This window comes from Citrobacter sp. RHBSTW-00524 (assembly GCF_013747755.1).
In the GTDB taxonomy this organism is placed as follows: domain Bacteria; phylum Pseudomonadota; class Gammaproteobacteria; order Enterobacterales; family Enterobacteriaceae; genus Citrobacter; species Citrobacter braakii.
The window spans coordinates 2,898,264-2,921,846 of record NZ_CP056421.1 but is presented as its reverse complement, the minus strand read 5'-3'; the positions used below and the strand labels follow the sequence as shown (position 1 = coordinate 2,921,846).

Annotated in this window: 23 protein-coding genes; 13 read left to right on the top strand and 10 right to left on the bottom strand. The window is 55.1% G+C overall.

The window, feature by feature from the left end:
- Nucleotides 1–48: 48 nt before the first annotated feature.
- From HV229_RS14070 to topB, 3 genes are all read left to right on the top strand, one after another.
- Complete coding sequence (locus HV229_RS14070; RefSeq protein WP_016152830.1) at nt 49–600, top strand: NAD(P)H nitroreductase; 552 nt, start codon at nt 49–51, stop codon at nt 598–600.
- 116 nt (nt 601–716) lie between these two features.
- Nucleotides 717–1,760, top strand: coding sequence for a selenide, water dikinase SelD (gene selD, locus HV229_RS14065; protein WP_016152831.1), 1,044 nt, complete (start codon nt 717–719; stop codon nt 1,758–1,760).
- A 4-nt stretch (nt 1,761–1,764) separates the two neighbouring features.
- Nucleotides 1,765–3,711: a DNA topoisomerase III gene (topB, locus tag HV229_RS14060; RefSeq protein WP_019076618.1), complete on the top strand. Its 1,947-nt coding sequence runs from the start codon at nt 1,765–1,767 to the stop codon at nt 3,709–3,711.
- A gap of 63 nt (nt 3,712–3,774) precedes the next feature.
- Here the strand turns inward: topB and gdhA are convergent, their stop codons facing one another.
- Nucleotides 3,775–5,118 (bottom strand): NADP-specific glutamate dehydrogenase, encoded by a 1,344-nt coding sequence (gdhA, locus tag HV229_RS14055; RefSeq protein ID WP_016152833.1) that lies wholly within the window; start codon nt 5,116–5,118, stop codon nt 3,775–3,777.
- Nucleotides 5,119–5,370: 252 nt separating this feature from the next.
- Here gdhA and HV229_RS14050 point away from each other — a divergent pair, with 252 nt between their 5' ends.
- A complete protein-coding gene (locus HV229_RS14050) occupies nt 5,371–5,631 on the top strand; it encodes a YnjH family protein (RefSeq protein WP_170973731.1) in 261 nt (86 codons plus the stop codon).
- On the opposite strand, the gene HV229_RS14045 is transcribed toward HV229_RS14050, so the two are convergent.
- Nucleotides 5,591–6,004 (bottom strand): pyrimidine (deoxy)nucleoside triphosphate diphosphatase, encoded by a 414-nt coding sequence (locus HV229_RS14045; RefSeq protein ID WP_181545682.1) that lies wholly within the window; start codon nt 6,002–6,004, stop codon nt 5,591–5,593. The genes HV229_RS14050 and HV229_RS14045 overlap by 41 nt on opposite strands.
- Before the next feature lie 79 nt (nt 6,005–6,083).
- Here HV229_RS14045 and HV229_RS14040 point away from each other — a divergent pair, with 79 nt between their 5' ends.
- Entirely contained in the window at nt 6,084–6,653 is a 570-nt protein-coding gene (locus HV229_RS14040) for a carboxymuconolactone decarboxylase family protein (protein ID WP_047417903.1), read from the top strand.
- Entirely contained in the window at nt 6,646–7,269 is a 624-nt protein-coding gene (locus HV229_RS14035; RefSeq protein WP_137352125.1) for a CDP-alcohol phosphatidyltransferase family protein, read from the top strand. Before HV229_RS14040 ends, HV229_RS14035 begins: the two co-directional genes overlap by 8 nt.
- A gap of 100 nt (nt 7,270–7,369) precedes the next feature.
- Here the strand turns inward: HV229_RS14035 and HV229_RS14030 are convergent, their stop codons facing one another.
- From HV229_RS14030 to xthA, 7 genes are all read right to left on the bottom strand, one after another.
- Nucleotides 7,370–8,677, bottom strand: a complete 1,308-nt coding sequence (locus HV229_RS14030; protein ID WP_181545681.1) for a sulfurtransferase — start codon at nt 8,675–8,677, stop codon at nt 7,370–7,372.
- Nucleotides 8,678–8,763: 86 nt separating this feature from the next.
- Nucleotides 8,764–9,396, bottom strand: coding sequence for an ATP-binding cassette domain-containing protein (locus tag HV229_RS14025; protein WP_181545680.1), 633 nt, complete (start codon nt 9,394–9,396; stop codon nt 8,764–8,766).
- The gene (locus HV229_RS14020) at nt 9,396–10,931 is read right to left on the bottom strand and encodes a thiamine ABC transporter permease (protein ID WP_095715543.1); all 1,536 of its coding nucleotides are present in this window, start codon (nt 10,929–10,931) and stop codon (nt 9,396–9,398) included. Before HV229_RS14020 ends, HV229_RS14025 begins: the two co-directional genes overlap by 1 nt.
- Nucleotides 10,904–12,073: an ABC transporter substrate-binding protein gene (locus HV229_RS14015; protein WP_181545679.1), complete on the bottom strand. Its 1,170-nt coding sequence runs from the start codon at nt 12,071–12,073 to the stop codon at nt 10,904–10,906. Before HV229_RS14015 ends, HV229_RS14020 begins: the two co-directional genes overlap by 28 nt.
- Before the next feature lie 32 nt (nt 12,074–12,105).
- Nucleotides 12,106–12,816: a TVP38/TMEM64 family protein gene (locus HV229_RS14010; protein WP_181545678.1), complete on the bottom strand. Its 711-nt coding sequence runs from the start codon at nt 12,814–12,816 to the stop codon at nt 12,106–12,108.
- The gene (locus HV229_RS14005; RefSeq protein ID WP_170976019.1) at nt 12,813–13,469 is read right to left on the bottom strand and encodes a TVP38/TMEM64 family protein; all 657 of its coding nucleotides are present in this window, start codon (nt 13,467–13,469) and stop codon (nt 12,813–12,815) included. The genes HV229_RS14010 and HV229_RS14005 overlap by 4 nt, the downstream gene beginning before the upstream one ends.
- Nucleotides 13,470–13,692: 223 nt before the next feature.
- Nucleotides 13,693–14,499 carry an exodeoxyribonuclease III gene (gene xthA / locus HV229_RS14000; protein ID WP_016156323.1) on the bottom strand — a complete coding sequence of 269 codons (807 nt, stop codon included), beginning with the start codon at nt 14,497–14,499 and terminating at the stop codon, nt 13,693–13,695.
- Nucleotides 14,500–14,943: 444 nt separating this feature from the next.
- On the opposite strand from xthA, the gene HV229_RS13995 reads away from it, so the two are divergent.
- The 7 genes from HV229_RS13995 (at nt 14,944) to ves (ending at nt 22,730) form a co-directional block, all read left to right on the top strand.
- Nucleotides 14,944–16,164 carry an aspartate aminotransferase family protein gene (locus tag HV229_RS13995; protein ID WP_016156324.1) on the top strand — a complete coding sequence of 407 codons (1,221 nt, stop codon included), beginning with the start codon at nt 14,944–14,946 and terminating at the stop codon, nt 16,162–16,164.
- A complete protein-coding gene (gene astA, locus HV229_RS13990) occupies nt 16,161–17,195 on the top strand; it encodes an arginine N-succinyltransferase (RefSeq protein ID WP_016152846.1) in 1,035 nt (344 codons plus the stop codon). The genes HV229_RS13995 and astA overlap by 4 nt, the downstream gene beginning before the upstream one ends.
- Nucleotides 17,192–18,670, top strand: coding sequence for a succinylglutamate-semialdehyde dehydrogenase (gene astD, locus HV229_RS13985; RefSeq protein WP_181545677.1), 1,479 nt, complete (start codon nt 17,192–17,194; stop codon nt 18,668–18,670). The genes astA and astD overlap by 4 nt, the downstream gene beginning before the upstream one ends.
- On the top strand, nt 18,667–20,010 hold the full coding sequence (gene astB / locus HV229_RS13980) for an N-succinylarginine dihydrolase (RefSeq protein WP_181545676.1): 1,344 nt from the start codon (nt 18,667–18,669) through the stop codon (nt 20,008–20,010). Before astD ends, astB begins: the two co-directional genes overlap by 4 nt.
- On the top strand, nt 20,003–20,968 hold the full coding sequence (gene astE / locus HV229_RS13975) for a succinylglutamate desuccinylase (protein ID WP_047358615.1): 966 nt from the start codon (nt 20,003–20,005) through the stop codon (nt 20,966–20,968). Before astB ends, astE begins: the two co-directional genes overlap by 8 nt.
- Nucleotides 20,969–21,317: 349 nt before the next feature.
- A complete protein-coding gene (spy, locus tag HV229_RS13970; protein ID WP_003030629.1) occupies nt 21,318–21,803 on the top strand; it encodes an ATP-independent periplasmic protein-refolding chaperone Spy in 486 nt (161 codons plus the stop codon).
- A 351-nt stretch (nt 21,804–22,154) separates the two neighbouring features.
- Nucleotides 22,155–22,730 carry an environmental stress-induced protein Ves gene (gene ves, locus HV229_RS13965; RefSeq protein ID WP_016152850.1) on the top strand — a complete coding sequence of 192 codons (576 nt, stop codon included), beginning with the start codon at nt 22,155–22,157 and terminating at the stop codon, nt 22,728–22,730.
- On the opposite strand, the gene cho is transcribed toward ves, so the two are convergent.
- Nucleotides 22,690–23,577: an excinuclease Cho gene (gene cho / locus HV229_RS13960; RefSeq protein WP_065554663.1), complete on the bottom strand. Its 888-nt coding sequence runs from the start codon at nt 23,575–23,577 to the stop codon at nt 22,690–22,692. The genes ves and cho overlap by 41 nt on opposite strands.
- Between the last annotated feature and the right edge of the window lie 6 nt (nt 23,578–23,583).

Below are 23,583 nucleotides of genomic sequence, written 5' to 3'. Positions count from 1 at the left end.
GCTCACGTGTTAATTTTGTGAACAAATTTCATTGTTGGAGTTAAGCAAATGGATGCACTCGAATTACTTATGACCCGTCGTAGCGCCTCACGTCTCGTCGAACCGGCCCCGGCAGGAGAGCAACTGCAAAATATTCTGCGCGCGGGAATGCGCGCGCCGGACCACAAAACGCTGCAACCGTGGCAATTCTTTGTCATTGAGGGCGAAGGGCGTGAACGCTTTGCCGCCGTGCTTGAAAAAGGCGCTATTGCATCTGGCAGCGATGAGAAGGCCCAGGAAAAAGCGCGCAGCGCGCCGTTTCGCGCACCGCTGATTATTACCGTGGTAGCGAAATGTGAAGCAAACGACAAGGTTCCGCTATGGGAACAGGAAATGTCTGCCGGTTGTGCGGTGATGGCCATGCAGATGGCTGCCATTGCCCAGGGCTTTGGCGGTATCTGGCGCAGTGGCGCATTAACCGAAAGTGAGGTCGTCCGCGAAGCGTTTGACTGTCGCCCACAGGATAAAATCGTCGGTTTTCTCTATCTGGGCACACCACAGTTGAAAGCTTCCACGACGATTACCCTTGCCGATCCGAGCGCATTCGTCCGTTATTTCTGATATCAACGGCAAAACTGTCTGGATTATGAGCAAAGGCACCCGAATTCAGACAGTCACTCTTACCACATCATGGAATGAGCGCTACCATATCCGGATTGCAATGACAGGAGATGTCCATGAGCGAGCAAGCTATTCGTTTAACGCAATACAGCCACGGAGCCGGTTGCGGTTGTAAAATTTCCCCAAAAGTGCTGGAAACCATCCTGCACAGCGAGCAGGCGAAGTTTGTTGATCCAAACTTACTGGTGGGTAATGAAACCCGCGACGACGCGGCTGTATACGATCTGGGGAACGGCACCAGCGTAATCAGCACCACCGATTTCTTTATGCCGATTGTCGATAATCCGTTTGATTTTGGCCGCATCGCCGCCACCAACGCCATCAGCGATATTTTCGCCATGGGCGGCAAACCGATTATGGCAATTGCTATCCTGGGCTGGCCGCTTGATAAGCTGGCGCCGGAAATCGCCCGCGAAGTAACCGAAGGCGGACGCTTTGCCTGCCGTCAGGCGGGTATCGCGCTGGCGGGGGGGCACTCTATTGATGCCCCTGAGCCTATCTTTGGTCTTGCGGTAACCGGCGTTGTTCCAACTGAACGCGTGAAGAAAAACAGCACCGCCGAGGCGGGATGCAAGCTGTTTTTGACCAAGCCTCTGGGTATTGGTGTCCTGACCACCGCAGAAAAAAAATCGCTGCTGAAGGACGAGCACAAAGGGCTGGCGACGGAAGTGATGTGCCGGATGAACATTGCCGGGGCGGCATTTGCCGATATCGACGGCGTGAAAGCCATGACCGACGTTACCGGTTTTGGGCTGCTGGGGCATCTGAGCGAGATGTGTCAGGGGGCCGGCGTTCAGGCGCAGATCGTCTACCAGGCTATTCCTAAGCTGCCAGGTGTTGAAGAATACATCGCGCAGGGCGCGGTGCCGGGCGGTACCCAGCGTAACTTTGCCAGTTACGGACACCTGATGGGTGAAATGCCGCAGTCGGTTCGCGATTTGCTCTGCGATCCGCAAACTTCCGGTGGTCTGCTGTTAGCGGTAACGCCGGAAGCTGAAGCCGAAGTTAAAGCGGCAGCGGCGCAGTTTGGCATCGACCTCACTGCGATTGGTGAGTTAGTGGAAGCTCGTGGCGGTCGCGCCATGGTTGAGATCCGTTAACTCGATGCGGTTGTTTATTGCCGAAAAACCGAGTCTGGCGCGCGCTATCGCCGATGTACTGCCGAAGCCGCATCGCAAAGGTGACGGTTTTATCGAGTGCGGAAACGGGCAAGTGGTGACCTGGTGTATTGGTCACCTGCTTGAGCAGGCGCAGCCAGATGCCTACGACAGTCGTTATGCTCGCTGGAGTCTGGTTGATCTGCCGATTGTCCCGGAAAAGTGGCAACTGCAGCCGCGTCCCTCGGTGACCAAACAGCTCAACGTTATTAAGCGATTTTTGCATGAGGCCAGTGAAGTCATTCACGCAGGTGACCCCGATCGTGAAGGACAGCTGCTGGTGGATGAAGTGCTGGATTACCTGCAACTGGCCCCTGAAAAGCGCCAGCAGGTGCAACGCTGCCTGATTAACGACCTCAACCCGCAGGCCGTCGAGCGGGCGATTGAGCGTCTGCGCGCCAACAGTGAGTTCATCCCCCTTTGCGTGTCGGCACTGGCGCGAGCGCGGGCGGACTGGCTGTACGGTATCAACATGACGCGCGCTTATACCATTCTGGGGCGTAACGCGGGCTATCAGGGCGTACTTTCGGTCGGGCGCGTGCAAACGCCGGTGCTCGGACTGGTTGTGCGCCGCGATGAAGAGATTGAAAACTTCGTTGCCAAAGACTTCTTCGAGGTGAAAGCGCATATCGTGACGCCCGCCGATGAGCGGTTTACCGCTATCTGGCAGCCGAGCGAAGCGTGTGAGCCGTATCAGGATGAAGAAGGGCGCTTGCTAAACCGCACGCTGGCTGAACACGTGGTAAACCGCATTAACGGTCAGCCAGCGATCGTCACCAGCTATAACGATAAACGGGAATCAGAATCCGCGCCGCTGCCGTTTTCGCTGTCGGCGTTGCAGATTGAAGCGGCGAAACGCTTTGGCTTAAGTGCGCAAAACGTTCTGGATATCTGCCAGAAGCTGTATGAAACCCATAAACTGATCACCTATCCGCGTTCGGATAGCCGTTATCTGCCGGAAGAACACTTTGCCGGACGTCACGCGGTGCTGAACGCGATTAGCGTCCATGCGCCGGATCTGCTTCCGCAACCGGCGGTCAATCCCGATACGCGAAACCGCTGTTGGGATGATAAAAAAGTGGATGCCCACCACGCCATCATTCCAACCGCGCGCAGTTCGTCTATCAACCTGAACGATAATGAAGCGAAAATATACAACCTGATTGCCCGTCAATATCTGATGCAGTTTTGCGCGGATGCGGTATTCAGGAAGTGCGTTATTGAGCTGGACATCGCGAAAGGTAAGTTTGTCGCCAAAGCCCGTTTTCTGGCGGAGGCCGGATGGCGTACGCTGCTTGGCAACAAAGAGCGCGACGAAGATAACGACGGGACGCCGCTGCCGGTGGTGGCAAAAGACGACGAACTGCTGTGCGAAAAAGGCGAAGTGGTTGAACGACAGACCCAGCCTCCGCGGCACTTTACCGATGCCACGCTGCTGTCAGCGATGACCGGAATCGCGCGCTTTGTGCAGGATAAAGATCTGAAAAAGATCCTGCGCGCAACGGACGGACTGGGAACGGAAGCGACGCGCGCCGGGATTATCGAGCTGCTGTTTAAGCGTGGTTTCCTGGTGAAGAAGGGGCGCTATATTCATTCTACCGATGCCGGAAAAGCGCTGTTTCATTCGCTGCCTGAAATGGCGACGCGTCCGGATATGACTGCGCACTGGGAGTCTATCCTGACCCAAATCAGCGAAAAACAGTGTCGATATCAGGATTTCATGCAGCCGCTGGTGGGGACGCTGTATCAGCTAATCGATCAGGCGCGCAGCACGCCGGTACGACGCTTCCGTGGTATTGCCGCACCGGGTAGTAGTGGCGGTGACAAGAAAAAGAGCGCGCCGCGGAAACGCACGGCGAAAAAAAGCCCGCCATCTGAAGAGGCGGGCCTGTAATGCGCTCTTAGGCTTGATAAGGCATGTGTGCCGCATCAAGCCTACGGGAACAACAGATCTGAATTAAATCACACCCTGGCCCAACATCGCGTCGGCAACTTTCACGAATCCCGCGATGTTGGCGCCACGTACGTAGTTGGTTTGCTTGCTTTCGCCGCCGTACTCGACGCAGGCATGGTGAATATCCAGCATGATGTGGTGCAGGCGCGCATCCACTTTCTCCGCTTTCCAGCCCAGACGTGCGGCGTTCTGCGCCATTTCCAGACCGGATGTCGCTACGCCTCCCGCGTTGGCCGCTTTACCCGGCGCGAACAATACACCCGCTTCCAGGAACAGATCGGTGGCCTCGATGGTGGTAGGCATGTTTGCCCCTTCAGCGACAGCCTTCACGCCGTTGGCGATCAGCACGCGTGCCGCATCGACATCAAGTTCGTTCTGGGTGGCGCACGGCAGGGCGATATCAACCGGAACCGACCACGGCTGTTGGCCTTCCAGATAGGTCAGGCCAAATTCGCGGGCGTAATCCGCCACGCGGCCGTCGCGGCTGTCTTTGATCGCGCACAGACGCGCCAGTTTTTCTTTGGTAAATCCGCTTTCGTCGACCACAGTTCCGCTGGAGTCGGAGGCGGTGACTACTCGCGCGCCAAACTCCATGGCTTTCTCAATGGCGAATTGCGCCACGTTACCGGAACCAGAGACGGCCACGCGCATGCCTTCAAAGCCCAGGCCATGGCGTTTGAGCATCGCTTCGGTGAAGTACACCAGACCGTAGCCGGTAGCTTCTGGGCGAATCAGGCTGCCGCCGAAAGAGAGACCTTTACCGGTAAAGACACAGGCGCTGTTGTTGGACAGTTTTTTCATCATCCCGGCCATAAAGCCGACTTCACGACCGCCTACGCCGATATCGCCCGCCGGAACATCGGTATCGGGTCCTAAATGGCGGAACAGTTCGGTCATCAGCGCCTGACAAAAACGCATGATTTCGCCTTCGCTTTTACCTTTAGGATCGAAATCGCTCCCGCCTTTACCCCCGCCCATTGGCAGCGTGGTGAGGGCGTTTTTAAATGTTTGCTCGAAGCCAAGGAATTTCAGGATCGACAGGTTCACGGAAGGGTGGAAACGCATCCCGCCTTTGTATGGGCCAATGGCGGAGCTAAACTGCACGCGCCACGCGCGGTTGACCTGCACCTGATTGCGATCGTCCAGCCAGACGACGCGGAACTGGATCACGCGCTCCGGTTCAACCAGACGTTCCAGCAACGACATCTGACGATAACGCGGGTTTTGCTCGAGGAAGGGCCACAGTGTCGTCATTACCTCACGAACGGCTTGCGCGAACTCGGTCTGATTCGGGTCGCGCTTTTGCACATGGTTAAGGAATGACTCCAGAGAACGTGTCTGATCCATAGATATAAGTACCTCTTATGTATTGATATGGTTATATTTTTGATTTTTGTGTTAAGTGTTTTGCAGTTTTTGACTATAACATCAGCAGTGTGACGGGACGCAAGAAAAAATTAACCGCGCTAAGTAAATTAATATTGCGGCGTGGGTCATAACCAAAAGCGATGATGGCAAGGGCTAAAGTTTCTGCCGGTTTATACCGTTATACTGAGCATAACTGTCAGTCAAAAAGGAAAGAATATGCGCCGTATAATCATGGCAGGAGCGTTGGCACTGGTGTCCAGCGCGACGCTGGCAAATCAGCTCTATCGCCCGGACGTGCAGGTGAATGTCCCACCGGAGGTGTTCAGTTCCAGCGGTCAGCGGGCGCAACCCTGTAGTCAGTGCTGTATTTATCAGGATCAAAACTACTCAGAAGGGGCGGTGATTAAAGCGGATGGCGTTTTGCTTCAGTGCCAGCGCGATGATAAAACGATCAGCACGAATCCGCTGGTCTGGCGTCGCGTAAAAGGATAAACGCTTCTAATAGCGGGATATCGGCAGGCGCCAGCGGATAACGCAGCGCCTCTTCGGGTGAACACCAGACGATATCCTGATGTTCATACACTTTCAGCTCCCCCTGATATGACGGTACATGCCAGGCATGTAAGTGAATGAGTCGGCCTGAAACCTCGCGTTGATGGCTGGCAATGTAGCGCCCAACGACCGCCTCGATGCCCAACTCTTCACGCAGTTCACGGACCAGCGCCTCTGGCTGACTTTCCCCCGGCTCAACCTTACCGCCAGCAAACTCCCACATACCTGACTGATCCGCATGCTGCGGGCGTTGAGCCAGTAAAATTTTGCCATCACGTTCAATGATAGCGGCGACCACGTCGAGGATTTTCATTATATTCATCAATATCTAACGGCAGAAAATGACATACTATCGTTATCTTTGTTTTATCTAAAGTATTCAGGAGCCACCGTTGAACGATCCTCAGTCGTGGGTAAAACCGTTAACGCGTATCCCTTCCAGTTTGCAACCGCTCGTTGCTACGCAGAAAAAACATTATGGTGATGTGCTGCATCCCACACGCTGGTGGGGGCGGATGCCGTTCCTGTTCTGGCTGGTGGCGCTGTTTGTCGGGTATCTGGAGCGTAAAAAGGCGCGCCTGTCGCCGGTGATGCGCGCGCTGTTGATGACCCGCGTTTCTCAGGTGTGCCACTGCGCTTTCTGCGTTGACGCCAACAGTTTACGGCTGGCTGAACGCTGCGGCGCGCTGGATAAAGTCTTACAGGTTGCCAACTGGCAAGAATCAACGCTATTTAGCGCAGAAGAACGTGTAGGACTGGCCTATGCTGATGCGGTCACCGCAACGCCACCACAGGTTGACGATGCGCTGAAAGCGCAGATGAAGCAGTATTTTACCGATGATGCCATTACTGAAATGACCGCGCTGATTGCGTTTCAAAATCTCTCGGCGCGTTTTAATGCCGCTCTCGATATTCCCTCCCAGGGACTGTGCGACAGTTTTAAAGGACGCCCGCATGCTTGACCGCCATCTTCATCCGCGATTAAAACCGCTTTTGCATCGCTGCGTGGGCATCATTGATCAACCGGCGATTACCCCGGACGGACTTACGCTGGTCGGTTTTGCTATTGGCGTGCTGGCGTTGCCATTTCTGGCGTTAGGCTGGTATATGGCGGCGCTGGTGGCCATTGTACTCAATCGGCTGTTTGACGGGCTGGATGGGGCGCTGGCACGGCGCAGAGGGCTAACGGACGCGGGAGGATTTCTCGATATCTCGCTCGATTTTCTGTTTTACGCCTTAGTGCCGTTTGGTTTTATTCTTGCTGCGCCGGCGCAAAATGCGCTGGCAGGCGGTTGGCTGTTGTTCGCGTTTATTGGCACCGGCAGCAGCTTTCTGGCCTTCGCCGCGCTGGCGGCAAAGCATCAGATTGATAACCCCGGTTATGCGCATAAATCGTTTTATTATCTGGGCGGACTGACCGAAGGAACCGAGACGATTTTGCTGTTTGTGTTGGGATGTCTGTTCCCGGAATATTTTGCCGTAATGGCGTGGGTCTTTGGCGCGCTGTGCTGGATGACGACGTTCACCCGGATCTGGAGCGGATATCTGACGCTGAAAGCGGTCCAGCGTCCGGAGTGACGTAGTGCGTTGCCGGATGCGCTTCGCTTATTCGGCCTACAACGATGGTTTATGTAGGCTGGGTAAAGCGTTCTCGCTGCATCCGGCAACAATGACAATCTTACTTGCTGGCGTCCGGACCCCGTTCACCGCTGGCGATCGGGTTTTTCGGAGAGCTGCTCCACTCATACCAGCCGCCGTCGTAGACGGAGACGTTTTTCCAGCCCATTGCGCGGGCATACATAAACGTTTCCGAAGCACGCCAGCCGGTACCACAATAGAATGAGACCTGTTGCTCTGGCAGGATATTCCATTGCTTCCACATGGCGGCGATGTCATCGGCGCTGCGCATGGTGCCATCCGGGTTATGGAAATCTTCCATGTGGGTGGAGTCGCTGCCTGCATGGCCCCAACGCGCCCCTGCGATCTCACCTTTTGGCTTAATGTAGCTATAGCCGCTGGTCGTACCGATAAATTCCGGCCATGAACGAATGCTCACCAAAGACGCATCCTGGCGATGCAGCAGACCGCGAGCCTGTTCCATATCCAGCATCAGTTGCGGTTGGGCAGGGATCGTCACGCCGAAATCAGGTTCAGGCTTCACCGTTGGTGCAGTACCACGTTCGACCGGTAAACCTGAGTCAGACCAGGTCTGCCAGCCGCCGTCGAGCAGACGAACATCTTTCACACCTGCATACAGCATAATTTGTGCCACGCGCGCGGCGGCGTAGACATCGCGGCCGTATAAAATCACCGTGGTGTCGTGGCGGATGCCGTGTTTCGCCAGCATCGCTTTGAGCTGCGCGTCGGACACTTTATTCCACAGCGGTTCGCTTTCGACTTCGTTGGTATCAATGTAGCCCGCGCCAGGGATATGGCTAAGCAGATACAACTTCGGCGCGCCCCAGGCGGCTTCAATCACTTTCCAGTCACCGGCCGGTTTGGCGGTCACCTCTTTACCCTGCTGAAGGTCGTGCAGCCACTGCGGGTAAACCAACTGTTCGAAGTGCGGCAGACGTTGCAGGCGGGCAGGGTCCGTAAGCGCATCGCTGAGGGTTGAGATAGCGTTAAAGCCGACTTTCTGCAGGCGGGATTTGACGGCCTGCATGTCAGTATCGCTGCCATACAATGCCACCGGCGCGTCGGTTTTCAGTTGATGTGCCTTAACCCAGGCGCTGAGTTGTTCATCATTCATCTTGTCGAGCCAGGCGGCAGACAGGTTCAGTGCGGAAGGCTCGTGTCCTGAAGGACCATTAAGCGATTGCGGCCAGCCGTTGTAAAAAGCGCTCTGACGGGTATCGATCGCCGCGCCTTGCTTTTGCTGTAACTGGTTGAGGGTGAGCGTCTGTGCTGTTTCAGCAGCCCAGGAAGAAGCGCAAGCGAGCCCTAAAGCCAGTGCCAGCGCGGTCATTTGAGAAACACGTTTCATCGAATAGCCCGACGTTGAAAAAGAGGACGACATTCTGTGCCGCCAGTTAAGTAAAAACCTTGCGTTAACGCAGCATATCGCCACATTCACGCCCAGTTTTCCATCTGTAATACGCGACCTGCTGGCGGAACGTCCTGCGCATCGTGGGTAACCTGGACCACCGGAATACCCAGTTTACGTACTTCGGTGAAGACCCACTGGCGAAAGGTATCGCGCAGCGACGCATCCAGCCTGCTAAAGGGTTCATCGAGTAACAGCGCCTGGGGTTGCGCCAGCAGCGCGCGAAGCAGGGCGACACGCGAGCGTTGCCCGCCGGAGAGCGAAGCCGGATCGCGTGAATAAAATCCTGCCAGGCCCGCGCGTGCGAGGGCGCTTTCCACCTCATGGCGTCTGGCGGGACCTTGCACGCTGGCGGGTAAGGCCAGCAGTAAATTCTGCCCAACGCTGAAATGGTCAAACAGCAGCGCATCCTGAAACAGAATGCCAATCTGGCGCTGCGCGGTAGGCAGTGTGTCTACGCGCTGTTCGTTGAGCCACAGTTCGCCTGACGCCTGAAATTGAGGAGACAACGCCCCGATCATCCATGAAAATAGCGAAGACTTACCGCTGCCGGAAGGTCCCATAATGGTGACAATGTCACTTTTATTAACCTGGAAATTAACGTCCTTCAGTAGTGCTGTCGTACCCTGGTACAACGAAACGCTTTGTACAATGAGCATTAGCGGAGTCCTTGTCGAAAGCGGCCAATCCACGCAGCGAGAAACGCCGCCAGTGCGAAAATTATAAGCGGTAACAGAAGCTGCCATAGCGCCTGGGTTGCCAGAATGGCGGTGCTACCGCCGCTGCTTAATGCCACCGCTTCGGTGGTCAGCGTGGGATAGCGCCCGGCGCCTAACCACAGCGTCGGCATATACTGGGCGATACTGACTGAGAACCCTACCGCGAAGGCAACCAGCGCCGGGCGCGCCAGCTGCGGACATTTTACTTGCCAGAATATGCGCCCCCGGGTCCAACCCAGCGTTTGCGCAATCAAAATCAACCGTGGGTCAATGCGTTGCCACGCCGGTTTGAGCACAAACAGCATCCATGGCATCACCCACAGCAGGTGTCCCCAGACAATGGTTATCATCAGCCCATCCTGTCCGGCATATAACGCCAACAGATACTGTCCAGTCACCAGCGGCAGCGCAGGCAAAATGAGCGGTAGCCAGACCCAACGGTGTCCGGTTTGCGGACCCCATTCCAGCCAGGCAAAAAGTATCAGCAGCGCCAGCACGCTGGAGAAAAGCCCCAGTTGCAGGCTAGTGCTGAGCGCCTCGCTATTTAGCGACGAATAGCTGGCGATCAGCGCCAGAACCAGCGCGCACACCACACCGCCAAAGGGCAAAAGTTGTACCAGCGAACGGCCGATTGTACAGGATGAAAAACGCAGGCGTTCCCCGTTTACTGCGGGAATAGTGCGTTGCCAGGCGCGCCAGAGCAGATACCCCGCCAGCGCGATGATAAGTAGCAGCAGTACCAGCAGCAGGCTGGCGAGTGCTCCTTTAGCCTGTTGCTCGGCATCGCCCTGACTGAGCCATTGCCAGCTCAACACGGCAAGCGTTGGTGGGTTTCCGGGACCAAGGACGATTGCTACATCCACTACCGAGAGCGACCAGGCGACAATCGCCAGCATGGCTTTGCCTAACGCGGGGGCGAGAGAGGGCAGAACCAGCCAGTTCAGGCATTGCAGTCGGCTGTAACCCAGCGAATCCAGGACGATAACCTGCTGCGAAAGCTGTTTTTCACTCAGCAGAGCTGAGAGGATCCATAACAAAAAGGCACTCTCTTTTACCGCCAGCGTCACGCCAAGCCCAATGCCGTAGCGGTCAGGCTGGGGGCTGAGGAACGGGAGCCATTGCCAGAGCATGCCGCCTTCGGCAAAAACCAACAGTACGCTGGTGGCGAAGGCAACATGTGGAATCGCCAGCAGCCACGGAAGACGCGTGCACAGACGCGCCCAGCCTGCGCCGGGCCATAAGGCGAGGATCGCCAGCAGGGCGATGATCAGCGCGCCGCCAGCCGCGAGGCTTACGGAAACCAGCGTTGCCAGTAACGCCTGCGGGAGTTGAGGATCGCTAAATAGCGCCAGCCAGTGTCTGGTGCTCAGCGCCGGCGTTATCAGAGAAAAAGCCGCTGGCGCCAGCGGCAGATAAACGCCCGCCATGATGGCCCAGAGTAGCAGAATTAATGTGTACCGTAGCGGCGTAGCCATTCTTGTTCCAGAGCGTTTACCCATGCAGCATGCGGTTCTGGCAGCATGGCAGGGAGCCCTTGTGGGATCCGCGCCAGCAGCGCATTACGCTGGTCGACAGGCAATTTTTGTGGATCAAGCACCGAAGGATCTCCCCAGACAGACGGGTCGGCTTTACGCAGCTGCGCTTCGGGTGAAAGCAGGAAATTTGCCACGACTTTCGCTCCGGCGCTGGCACGCGCATTCGCTGGAATGGTGACAAAATGCACGTTGCCGAGCATGCCCTGTGAGAAACCAAAACTATAGCTGCTTTTGGGTAATTCACCGCTGGCCACTTTTTGCTGCGCGTGGGCAGGATTAAAGGTCATTGATAAGCGCAGGGTGCCACCGTTGAGCAGCGCATCCATTCGCGCGGGCGTGGGCGGAAAATCTTTACCTTCGCGCCACAGGGCAGGATGCAAAGCATCAAGGTAATGCCACAATGGAGCGGTAACGTCGGCGAATGTGGACGCATTGGGCGCTATTTTCAGCGCCTGCGGCTTGTTGGTGAGCGAAATTAACAACTGCTCAAGAAAAGCCGTTCCGGTAAAGTCTGGCGGACGCGGATAGGTCACCGTGCCAGGGTGCGCCTGGGCAAACTCAAGCAGTGCCTGCGGGGATTGCGGCGGCTGCGCGGTGAGATCCTGCCTGGCAATAAATGTGAGCTGTGCGCCGCCCCACGGTGATTCAGCCCCCTCCGTTGGAATGGAAAAGTCTTCGTTCACCGGTTTCTGGGTATCAACATAGCGCCAGTTAGGCAGCGTTTGTGCCCACTGGGTCTGTAGCAGCCCGGCTTCTTTCAGCGTGCGGAAATTTTCGCCGTTCACCCACAGTAAATCGACCGAGCCACCGGCTTTTCGCCCGGATGCCGCTTCCGTCTGGATACGTTTTACGGCGTCGGCGGCATCCGCCAGGCGTACGATTTTCAGGTTAATGGCATAGTGCGTTTTCATCTCGCCGCTAACCCAGTCGAGATACTGGTTAACTGCGTTGTCGCCACCCCAGGCGTTGAACCACACCGTCTGACCGCGGGCGTCATTTTTGATTTGCTGCCAACTGGCGTCCTCGGCGAAAGCCGCCAGCGGAGAGAGCAGCAAACTCAGGCACAATAAGCAGTAACGCATAATATCTCCATTGCTAAAAATGGGGGAAAGACTCAGGTCTTTTTCCGTTGATGCTCAAGATAAAGGCTTCTGGCCACGGCAATCACCACGCTCAGAGCGAACAGGATGAACAGGCCGGTAACAAACCAAAATGTGCCGCCGGTTAACAGGCTACCAGCCCATGAATAGACGATAGTGGCCGGTAACTGACCGATGCCGGTGGCGATGAAGAAATGGCGAAAACGAATCGAGGTCAGGCCTGCTGCGTAACTTACCGGGTCGAACGGCACAAAAGGTAACAGGCGACAGACAAGAATTGTGTGCTTGCCATAGCGCTCGAAAAAAGTGTCCATGTTGTTCAGCACCGTTTTTCCGGTCAGTTTTTCCACCGCGCTGCGACCTAAAACGCGGGCAATAAAAAAGCACAGCGCCGCGCCTGCCATCGCGCTGCTCCAGGACAGAACGCTGCCCCAAAATGCGCCAAACAGCGAGGCGTTGGCAAAGGTGATCACAAAGGCGGGAAGCGGTGCGACGATGGCCTGTAAGATCATCAGGAAGAACGACACGACCGCCGCCTGGGTTCCGTAAGAACGAATGAAGTTCTCAATAGCATGCTGATCGAGCGTGGTAAATGCCGCAAGGCTGGCGTGAAGAAAATCACTCACGCCAGGTATCCACGCCCACGCCATCAGGGCGAGCAGCAGCAGGGCAAGCAAGCTTAAACGGTAATAGCGTGTCCGCCGCGCTTTATTCATCTTGATCATTTACCCGCGTACTCGTGACCGGGCGCCGGATCGACATGTTTATGTCGCGCCCAGGCTTTGGCTGCCTGAACGAGGACGAATAGCGCCAGCCCCGCAACGCTGAGCTTACCGATAAATGCCCAGCTAATCCCTTCGCTGGCCAGTTCGTGCGACATCAGCGTATAGATAAAGATGCCGGGTAAGGTGGTTAGCGCAGATATCACGGTAAATGACCAGAACGGAATGGCCGTCAGCCCATAGGCATAGTTTTGAATGTTATAGGGGAACAGTGGCACGAGCCGGGTCAGGATCAGAAAGTCTACTCCACTATGGGCAATGCCTTTTTCGATAGCCTGAAACGTTGCCGTATGGCCAACGTATTTCAGCAGTAATTCCCGGCCAAGCCAGCGAGCCAGCATAAATGACAGCGCCGAAGCCATGGTTGCCGCCACTAAAGAGATAAGCGTCCCTGTCACCGGGCCAAACAGCACACCGCCGACGATCACCAGAATGCTGCCTGGGATCAGACACAGCGCGGAAACTATAAACAACAGGATATAAAGGGTATAGCCGAACAGGCCGCTTTGGCGGATGACATCTTGTAAATGATGGAAATTGGTGATCAGATCGGTCAGACCGTAATGATGGAAAACTCCCGCCAGAACGCAGAACAATACCGCAACAATTAGCAGCCGGTATTCTGCGTTATGCGAACTTCTTTTTCATGGGGGTTCTCCTGTAAAACCGAGTGCAATGTAGCGTTTTCGTCAGCGAAAAGTGCGCGCGAAGATATAATAAATTTCCGGCCGCAACAATGTATTACCGTGGCTTTATTGATTTTGCACAGAATAAACAGACTCTCCAGGCCAGGCCCGGAGAGTGAAAATACGCAGACGATCAGACGCGGAATTTAGCCCATACAGGCGCATGGTCGGACGGCTTTTCCATGCTGCGGATTTCATAGTCGATGCCGGTTTCTTCGCAGCGCTCCGCCAGCGGTTTGCTCGCCAGCAGCAGATCGATACGCAGGCCACGGTTATCATCAAAGCCTTTTGAGCGGTAATCAAACCACGAGAACTGGTCGTTCTTTTCAGGCCAGGCGTGACGGTAGGTATCTACCAGACCCCAGCCCAGCAGACGTTCCATCCACTCGCGCTCTTCTGGCAGGAAGGAACATTTGCCGGTACGCAGCCAGCGTTTACGGTTCTCTTCGCCAATACCGATATCGAGGTCGGTTGGGCTGATATTCATATCGCCCATGATCAATACCGGATTGTCGCGCTTCAGTTCAGTCTCCAGGTAGTTTTGTAGGTTCTGATAAAACGCGGCTTTGGCCGGGAACTTGGTTTCATGGTCACGGCTTTCGCCCTGCGGGAAATAGCCGTTAATCACCGTGATGCTGCCCAGAGGCGACGGAATTTCCGCCATGATGATACGACGCTGCGCTTCTTCGCCATCACCCGGGAAGCCACGACGCACCGCAATCGGCGTTTCTTTCGTTAATAGTGCTACGCCGTAATGGCCTTTCTGACCGTGATAAAAGACGTTATAACCCAGCTTTGCTACCTCTTCGAGAGGGAACATATCGTCGTGGACTTTTGTCTCCTGTAAGCCAATAACATCCGGTTGGTGTTTTTCGACAATGGCTGCCAGTTGATGGGGACGGGCACGCAGGCCGTTGATATTAAAAGAGACAAATTTCATAGTCGCTGCCACTTTGCAAGATGAATAGTGCAAGGATGGTAGCAGAATTTCTGCAGGCTGACTCCTTCTTGTCACCTGATTCCAACAATGATTGCTAATGGTGTTAACGATGGAGCAAAAACTGCACCGTTTTGGCGCGTAGCGCGTCGGAATAGAGCAATAATTTCCGATAAATTTCGTATACGATCACAATTCCAGAATTATATTTGGCGACTGAATAAAATTGCGTTTTTTCCTCTGTTTAGTCATCTGGTACGCAAACATATTCACTTTATATGCACATACAGTGAATATCGTCAGGTTGTAACTCGTTGATATTCCGTCACCGCCCTCCGTTTATGCACTTTTTTTGCTGGCTGGCACGAAGCCTGCAATCTACATTTACACCGCAAACACTATATTTATTAACATATAAATAACCTTTTATTTACCGTTGAGGTCGCTATGTCTCTGTCAATTACGCGTGAAAATTTTGATGAATGGATGATGCCCGTATACGCTCCGGCCCCTTTTATTCCGGTGCGTGGCGAAGGTTCACGTCTGTGGGATCAGCAGGGTAAAGAGTATATCGATTTCGCGGGAGGCATTGCGGTTAACGCGCTGGGTCATGCACATCCGGCATTGCGCGAGGCATTAAACGACCAGGCGAGCAAATTCTGGCATACGGGAAATGGCTACACCAACGAGCCGGTGCTGCGCCTGGCGAAAAAGCTGATTGATGCCACTTTTGCCGAGCGCATTTTCTTCTGTAACTCTGGCGCAGAAGCTAACGAAGCGGCATTAAAACTGGCACGTAAATATGCCCACGATCGTTTTGGTAGCCAGAAGAGCGGCATTGTGGCGTTTAAAAATGCTTTCCATGGTCGCACGCTGTTTACCGTCAGCGCCGGAGGACAGCCCGCCTATTCACAGGACTTCGCGCCGCTTCCGCCGGATATCCGCCATGCCGTGTATAACGATCTCGACTCTGCCAGCCAACTGATTGATGACAACACCTGTGCGGTTATTGTGGAGCCGGTGCAGGGGGAAGGCGGCGTAGTGCCGGCAACAAACGCCTTTTTGCAGGGGCTGCGTGAATTATGCGATCGCCATAATGCGCTGTTGATTTTTGATGAAGTTCAGACCGGGGTTGGCCGTACCGGCGAACTGTATGCCTACATGCACTACGGCGTTACGCCGGACCTGCTGACGACAGCAAAAGCGCTAGGCGGTGGTTTCCCCATCGGCGCACTGCTGGCGACAGAGCGTTGCGCCAGTGTGATGACGGTCGGTACGCACGGTACAACCTACGGCGGAAACCCGCTGGCCACTGCGGTGGCGGGAAAACTGCTGGAAATTGTTAACACGTCGGAAGTGCTTAACGGAGTGAAACAGCGCCACGACTGGTTTGTGGAGCGTATTAACGCCATTAACGAACGTTTTGGACTGTTTAGTGAAATTCGTGGACTCGGACTGCTGATTGGCTGTGTGCTGAACGCGGAATTTGCCGGGAAAGCAAAACTCATCTCGCAAGAAGCGGCCGTTGCCGGAGTGATGGTGCTGATTGCTGGCGCTAATGTGGTGCGGTTTGCGCCAGCGTTAAACGTCAGCGAAGAAGAAATCGCCACCGGACTGGATCGCTTTGCGCTGGCCTGCGAACGCATTAAAGCAGGAGGTTCATCATGATGGTGATTCGTCCCATTGAACGCGCTGATATCACCGCGCTGATGCAGCTTGCCAGTAAGACCGGCGGCGGGTTGACCTCGCTACCGGCGAATGAAGCTACGCTGATGGCGCGTATCGAACGTTCGCTACAAACCTGGCGCGGTGAGTTGCCCAAAAGTGAGCAGGGATATGTGTTTGTGCTTGAAGACAGCGCCAGCGGAACCGTGGCAGGGATTTGCGCCATTGAGGTGGCGGTAGGGCTTAACGATCCCTGGTACAACTACCGGGTCGGTACTCTGGTGCACGCCTCGAAAGAGCTAAACGTGTATAACGCGCTGCCGACGCTGTTTCTGAGTAACGATCACACAGGCAGTAGCGAACTTTGTTCTCTGTTTCTCGATCCGGACTGGCGTAAAGAAGGCAACGGCTATTTGTTGTCGAAGTCGCGCTTTATGTTTATGGCGGCCTTTCGTGATCGATTCAATGAGAAGGTCGTGGCCGAGATGCGCGGCGTGATCGATGAACACGGCTACTCTCCGTTTTGGCAAAGCCTCGGCAAACGTTTTTTCTCAATGGAGTTCAGCCGGGCGGATTTTCTCTGCGGAACCGGGCAAAAAGCCTTTATTGCTGAACTGATGCCTAAGCATCCGATTTATACCCATTTCCTGTCTGACGAAGCGCAGAGCGTGATTGGTCAGGTGCATCCGCAAACGGCTCCTGCGCGGGCGGTGCTGGAGAAAGAAGGATTTCGCTACCGCAACTACGTCGATATTTTCGACGGCGGACCGACCCTGGAATGCGATATTGACCGGGTACGGGCTATCCGTAAAAGCAGGCTGGTGGAGGTGGCTGAAGGGCAGCCTGCGCCGGGCGACTATCCTGCTTGTCTGGTTGCCAATGAAAATTATCAAAATTTCCGCGTCATGTTGGTTCGTGCCGACCCGGATACTCAGCGTCTGGTACTGACGGCGGCGCAACTGGACGCCCTGAAATGTCACGCGGGCGACCATGTACGTTTTGTGCGTCTTTGTGCAGAGGAGAAAACAGCATGACATTATGGATAAACGGCGACTGGGTGACGGGGCTGGGCGAGCGTCGGGTGAAAACCAATCCCGTAAGCGGTGATGTGCTGTGGCAGGGGAATGATGCCGATGCAGCCCAGGTAGCGCAGGCGTGCCGGGCCGCGCGCGCAGCCTTTGCCGGTTGGGCTAAACAGCCCTTTGGTGCACGCCAGGCCATTGTTGAAAAATTTGCTTCATTACTGGAAAGCAATAAAGCCGAACTCACACAGATTATCGCCCGGGAAACCGGCAAACCCCGTTGGGAAGCCGCTACGGAACTGACGGCGATGATCAATAAAATTGCCATCTCCGTGAAAGCCTGGCATGCGCGTACCGGAGAGCAGCACAGCGAATTACCGGATGGCGCAGCGACGTTGCGCCATCGCCCGCACGGCGTGCTGGCGGTTTTTGGCCCGTATAACTTCCCTGGCCATTTACCCAATGGTCATATTGTTCCGGCACTGCTGGCAGGCAACACATTGATTTTCAAACCCAGCGAGCTGACGCCGTGGACCGGTGAAGCCGTGACAAAGCTCTGGGAGCAGGCGGGATTGCCGCCGGGTGTGCTGAACCTGGTGCAGGGCGGTCGCGATACGGGACAGGCGCTGAGCGGGCAGGACGATCTCGATGGCCTGCTGTTTACCGGCAGTGCCAATACGGGTTATCAACTGCATCGACAGCTATCCGGCCAGCCGGAAAAAATCCTTGCTCTGGAGATGGGGGGCAACAACCCGCTGATTATTGAGAACCCGGAAGATATTGATGCCGCAGTGCATCTGACTATTCAGTCCGCGTTTGTCACCGCCGGACAGCGTTGTACCTGCGCCCGTCGCCTGTTAGTTAAAAAAGGCGCGCAGGGGGATGCGTTCCTGACGCGTCTGGTGGACGTCAGCCAGCGTTTAATGCCCGGCAACTGGGATGCAGAACCGCAGCCATTTATTGGCGGGCTGATTTCCGAACAGGCCGCGCGGCATGTCTATGATGCCTGGCAGCGTCTGGAGTCGTTAGGGGGCCGGACGCTGTTAGCGCCACGTCTGGTGCAAGCCGGAACGTCACTGCTCACCCCAGGGATCATCGAACTGACCGGGGCGGCTAACGTACCCGATGAAGAGGTCTTTGGACCGCTGCTTGGCGTCTGGCGTTATGACAGCTTTGATGACGCAATTCGTATGGCGAACAACACCCGCTTTGGATTGTCGTGTGGGTTGGTTTCCCCCGATCGCAGCCAGTTTGATCAACTGCTGCTTGAGGCGCGGGCCGGGATCGTCAACTGGAATAAGCCGTTAACCGGCGCGGCGAGTACAGCGCCGTTTGGCGGCGTTGGCGCTTCCGGGAACCATCGTGCCAGCGCGTGGTATGCCGCAGATTATTGCGCCTGGCCGATGGCAAGTCTGGAATCACCGGCCTTAGCGCTGCCAACGACGCTTAGCCCCGGCCTGGATTTTTCTCGCGAGGATAAGCTATGAAAGCCCGTGAGGTAAATTTTGATGGTCTGGTGGGGCTGACCCACCACTATGCGGGGCTGTCATTTGGTAATGAGGCCTCAACCAAACATCGTTTTCAGCTATCGAACCCGCGTCTGGCGGCGAAGCAGGGTCTGCTAAAGATGAAAGCGCTGGCGGATGCGGGATTTCCCCAGGCGGTGATCCCGCCTCATGAGCGGCCGTATATTCCGGTGCTGCGTCAGTTGGGCTTTACCGGCCGCGACGAACAGATACTGGAGAACGTGGCGCGTCAGGCGCCTCACTGGCTCTCCAGCGCCAGCTCCGCATCGTCTATGTGGGTGGCGAATGCGGCAACGGTCTGCCCTTCAGCCGATGCGTTGGACGGGAAAGTGCATCTGACGGTGGCGAATCTGAATAATAAGTTTCACCGTTCGCTGGAACCGCCGACCACCGAAGCGTTGTTACGGGCGATTTTCCGTGATGAGAATAGTTTTACGGTCCACGGTGCGTTACCCCAGGTTGCACTATTCGGTGATGAAGGTGCGGCAAACCATAACCGCCTCGGCGGGGATTACGGCGACCCTGGCGTACAGCTGTTTGTTTACGGTCGTGAAGAAGGGAATGCGTCCCATCCGAAGCGCTATCCGGCGAGGCAATCCCGTGAGGCCAGCGAGGCGGTCGCCCGACTGAATCAGGTTAACCCGCATCAGCGCATTTTTGCCCAGCAAAACCCGGACGTTATCGATCTTGGCGTGTTTCATAACGATGTGATTGCGGTGTCGAATCGCCAGGTACTGTTTTGTCATCAACTGGCGTTTGCCAGACAGCAGGCGTTGTTCGAGCAGTTACGCAGTCAGGTGGCAGGTTTTACCCCGCTGGAAGTCCCTGCTGCGGAAGTGTCGGTGCAGGATGCGGTGACCACCTATCTGTTTAACAGCCAGTTACTGAGCCGTGATGACGGTTCGATGATGCTGGTCCTGCCGCAGGAGTGTCGGGAGCATGCGGGCGTGTGGCGGTATTTGAACCGTCTGCTCGAGGAAGACAATCCGATCGGTGACCTGCAGGTATTCGATCTGCGTGAAAGTATGTCCAACGGCGGCGGGCCGGCATGTCTGCGCCTGAGAGTGGTGCTTACGCCACAGGAGCTGCAGGCCGTAAATCCGGCGGTTATCATGAACGATACGCTGTTTAACACGCTGAATAATTGGGTCGACCGTTACTATCGCGATCGTCTTACCGCCGCCGACCTTGCCGACCCGCAGCTGTTGCGTGAGGGGCGTGAAGCGCTGGATACGTTGACGCAATTGCTCAACCTCGGCTCTGTGTATCCCTTCCAGCAGGAGAGGACCCGCCATGGATAATTTTCTGGCCCAGACGCTGGCAGGGATAACCCCCGAGACAACCGAGGGCACAGCTCGCGGCTTTTCCTGGCAGTGGATTGGTCACGGAATTCTGGAGCTGACGCCGGACACTCCGGCGGAATATTCGCTGGTGCTGTCTGCGGGGATCCACGGCAATGAAACGGCCCCGGTAGAGATACTTGATTCAATTCTTTCCAGGCTGTTTAGCGGTGAACTAACGCTCACATGGCGGCTGCTGGTGATTCTGGGGAACCCGCAGGCGCTGGCGGCGGGACAACGTTATTGTCATAGCGACCTGAACCGTATGTTTGGCGGCCGTTGGCAGATTTTTGCCGCGAGTGAAGAAACGCACCGAGCCCATCAGCTTGAGCTGTGTCTGGAGGATTTTTATTCGCGGGCGAAAGAGCCAGTCCGCTGGCATCTGGATCTGCACACCGCGATTCGCGGCTCGCAGCATCTGCGCTTTGGCGTGTTGCCACAACGCAACGTTGCCTGGGACGAAGATTTTTTGGGATGGCTGGGAGAGGCAGGGCTGGAGGCGCTGGTTTTCCATCAGACACCTGGCGGCACGTTCACCCATTTTAGCGCTGAACATTTTGGCGCGCTGGCCTGCACGCTGGAACTGGGTAAAGCGCTGCCGTTTGGACAAAACGATCTGACTCAGTTTGCGCAGACGGCAGATGCGCTGGCGAAGCTGCTAAAGGGCGAGCGAATGTCACTGGGAGAAACATCTCCGCTGCGTTACCGCGTGGTGTCGCAAATCACGCGGCGTAGCGACGATTTCATTCTTCACATGGATAACCAGACGCTCAACTTTACCCCTTTTACAGAGGGCACCTTGCTGGCGCAGGACGGTGATGAACGTTTTACCGTCACCCATGATGTTGAATACGTTCTCTTTCCAAATCCAAACGTGGCCTGTGGTTTACGTGCCGGATTGATGCTCGAAAAATTGTGACAAATATATATGCCCTTTTGGTTTATCCCTAAGGGCTTATTTTTACGTGCTGTTTTTATTTATTACGGATTATTCCTGGTGAATTGCTTTCTTAATAATCAGGGATGAGGTATAGTTCTTCATAATCCCTTCAAAATCATCCCGTTGTAATTTTTTATTGCAACTCTGCGCAATTTATTCTTTTTTTCTCCATAATTGATGAAAGTTTGTTTTTTACACTTTCATTGTTTTACCGTTGCTCTGATTAATTGACGCTTAAGCCGGTAAAGTTAATCTCGTCAACACGACATCACATTGCATAAGAGTCGCATGAGTGTCGTAAAAATAACTGAAAGAAAGGATAGAAATTATGCGTAAACTGACTGCTCTGTTTGTTGCCTCTACCCTGGCGCTGGGCGCTGCTAACCTGGCCCACGCCGCTGACACGACAACAGCTGCGCCAGCTGATGCCAAACCAATGATGCACCACAACGGTAAGTTTGCCCCGCATCACGACATGATGTTTAAAGACCTGAACCTGACCGATGCGCAGAAACAGCAGATTCGCGAGATCATGAAAGGTCAGCGTGATCAGATGAAACGTCCGCCGCTGGAAGAGCGCCGCGCAATGCACGACATCATCGCCAGCGATAGCTTCGATAAAGCGAAAGCGGAAGCGCAGATTGCGAAGATGGAAGAACAGCGCAAAGCCAACATGCTGGCGCATATGGAAACCCAGAACAAGATTTACAACATTCTGACCCCGGAACAGAAAAAGCAGTTTAATGCCAATTTTGAGAAGCGTCTGACAGAACGTGCCGCGCAGAAGGGTAAAATGCCGCAAGCTGCTGAGTAATCGTTCAGCGTCTACACTATATCATTCACGCTGTGTGTGCTGATTGCCGCACAGTGTGAAACCAAACTCAAGACCGCCGCTCTTGTCCACAACACGTTTAACGAGGTGGGCAGGATCGGCGGTTTTTTCTTTGCTGCCTCTTGCACCGCGCTTGTGACACGTTATTCTCCTGAAGCCCGCGAAAATTCCACCTGGAGGGCGCGTTGTTCTTTTTTGCAAAACACCGGGTTCATCGCTAAGGCAAATCAACTCTGCTGCCGATAACAATAATCTGCAGGGTGAACATAACAATGATGATTTATGGCTGCCTGTTTACGGTGGGCTGCCGTGCTGCGCCTTTCTGGAGGGATGATGGAATACTTTGATATCCGCAAAATGCCGGTCAATCTGTGGCGAAATGGTGCGGGAGAAACGCGTGAGATTTGCTGTTTTCCGCCAGCAACACGAGATTTTCACTGGCGGGCGAGTATCGCCTCCATCGCAGCGAATGGAGAGTTTTCTCTTTTTCCCGGCGTAGAACGCGTGATTACCCTGCTGGAAGGTGGAGAAGTGACGCTGGAAGAGCCGAACACCTTCACGCATACCCTGAAACAGCATCAGCCTTTTACCTTTGCCGGTGACAAGGTGGTAAAAGCGAAGCTGACGGAAGGGCAGATGTCGATGGATTTTAATATCATGACCCGACGTGATGTCTGCCAGGCAAAAGTCAGAGTTGCCGATCGCACCTTTACGACCTTTGGTTCGCGCGGCGGCGTAGTGTTTGTTATCAGCGGAGCCTGGCAACTGGGTGATAAGTTGTTGACCGTCGATCAGGGTGCAAGCTGGCACGACGGTAAACACACGTTACGACTGCTGGAGCGCGAGGGGAAACTGCTGTTCAGCGAGATCAACTGGATGCCGGGGCATTCTCCGGACTCAGTTCAATAATGTCATATTGACCAGACAGAATAGGCCGGCAGAGAATTTTGTAGCCATCTTGATCAAAGCCGGCCGGCATTCGCGCCAGTGTAGCTGCCTCATCCAGCGTTGAAACGGCTCCCAGCCACAGCCAGTTATTGATGATATGGTACTGCGTCATTTCAGCGCGGGTTTCCTGCAGCGCAATGGCATTGCTCCACGGCCAGCAGATTACGCGCACTCTTTCCAGGGCTTCTACCAGACGCACATGATGCGCTTCAGGGCTTTCTTTCCCACAGCAGGCTCCGGCGCAGCGTTTAAGCGCGGAGCGAAAACAGGCGCGCCCGTGGCTGAGGGGTTCCAGCCCCAACAGGCCGTAGCACAGCTGTTGTTCATCGGCGAGGCTTTGCAGCGTCTGTAGCGCTGCGCGGCGGTTGGCAAACAGGCCAAACAGATTGGGGGCGTGGGAGAAATCAATATCTCGTGCGTAAACCACCTGAACCGTTCGGTCGGTAAGCTGCAAGGCACACAGCTGGCGATTGCGTCGCAGCCGTTTGTTAAACAGGGGCTGCTGTTCTTTGATAAGCCGCGCTTCCAGCAGCAGGGCGCCAATTTCTCCGGCCGTACAAATCCAGCTAATGCGCCTGGCCTGACGCAGCATACTCGCTTCGTCTGCGGTACGCAGATGCGCCAGCACACGGCTGCGAATATTGACACTTTTACCAATATAAAGCGGCATGGTGTCGCTATCACTGTGAAACAGATAGACGCCTGGCGCGGTGGGAAGCGCACTCAAAAACGGGCGCAGGTGCTCGGGATATTCATAGATTGCCGCTGCCTCAAATGTCATACGAGGGGCTGATTGACGCTGTACCACTGTTGA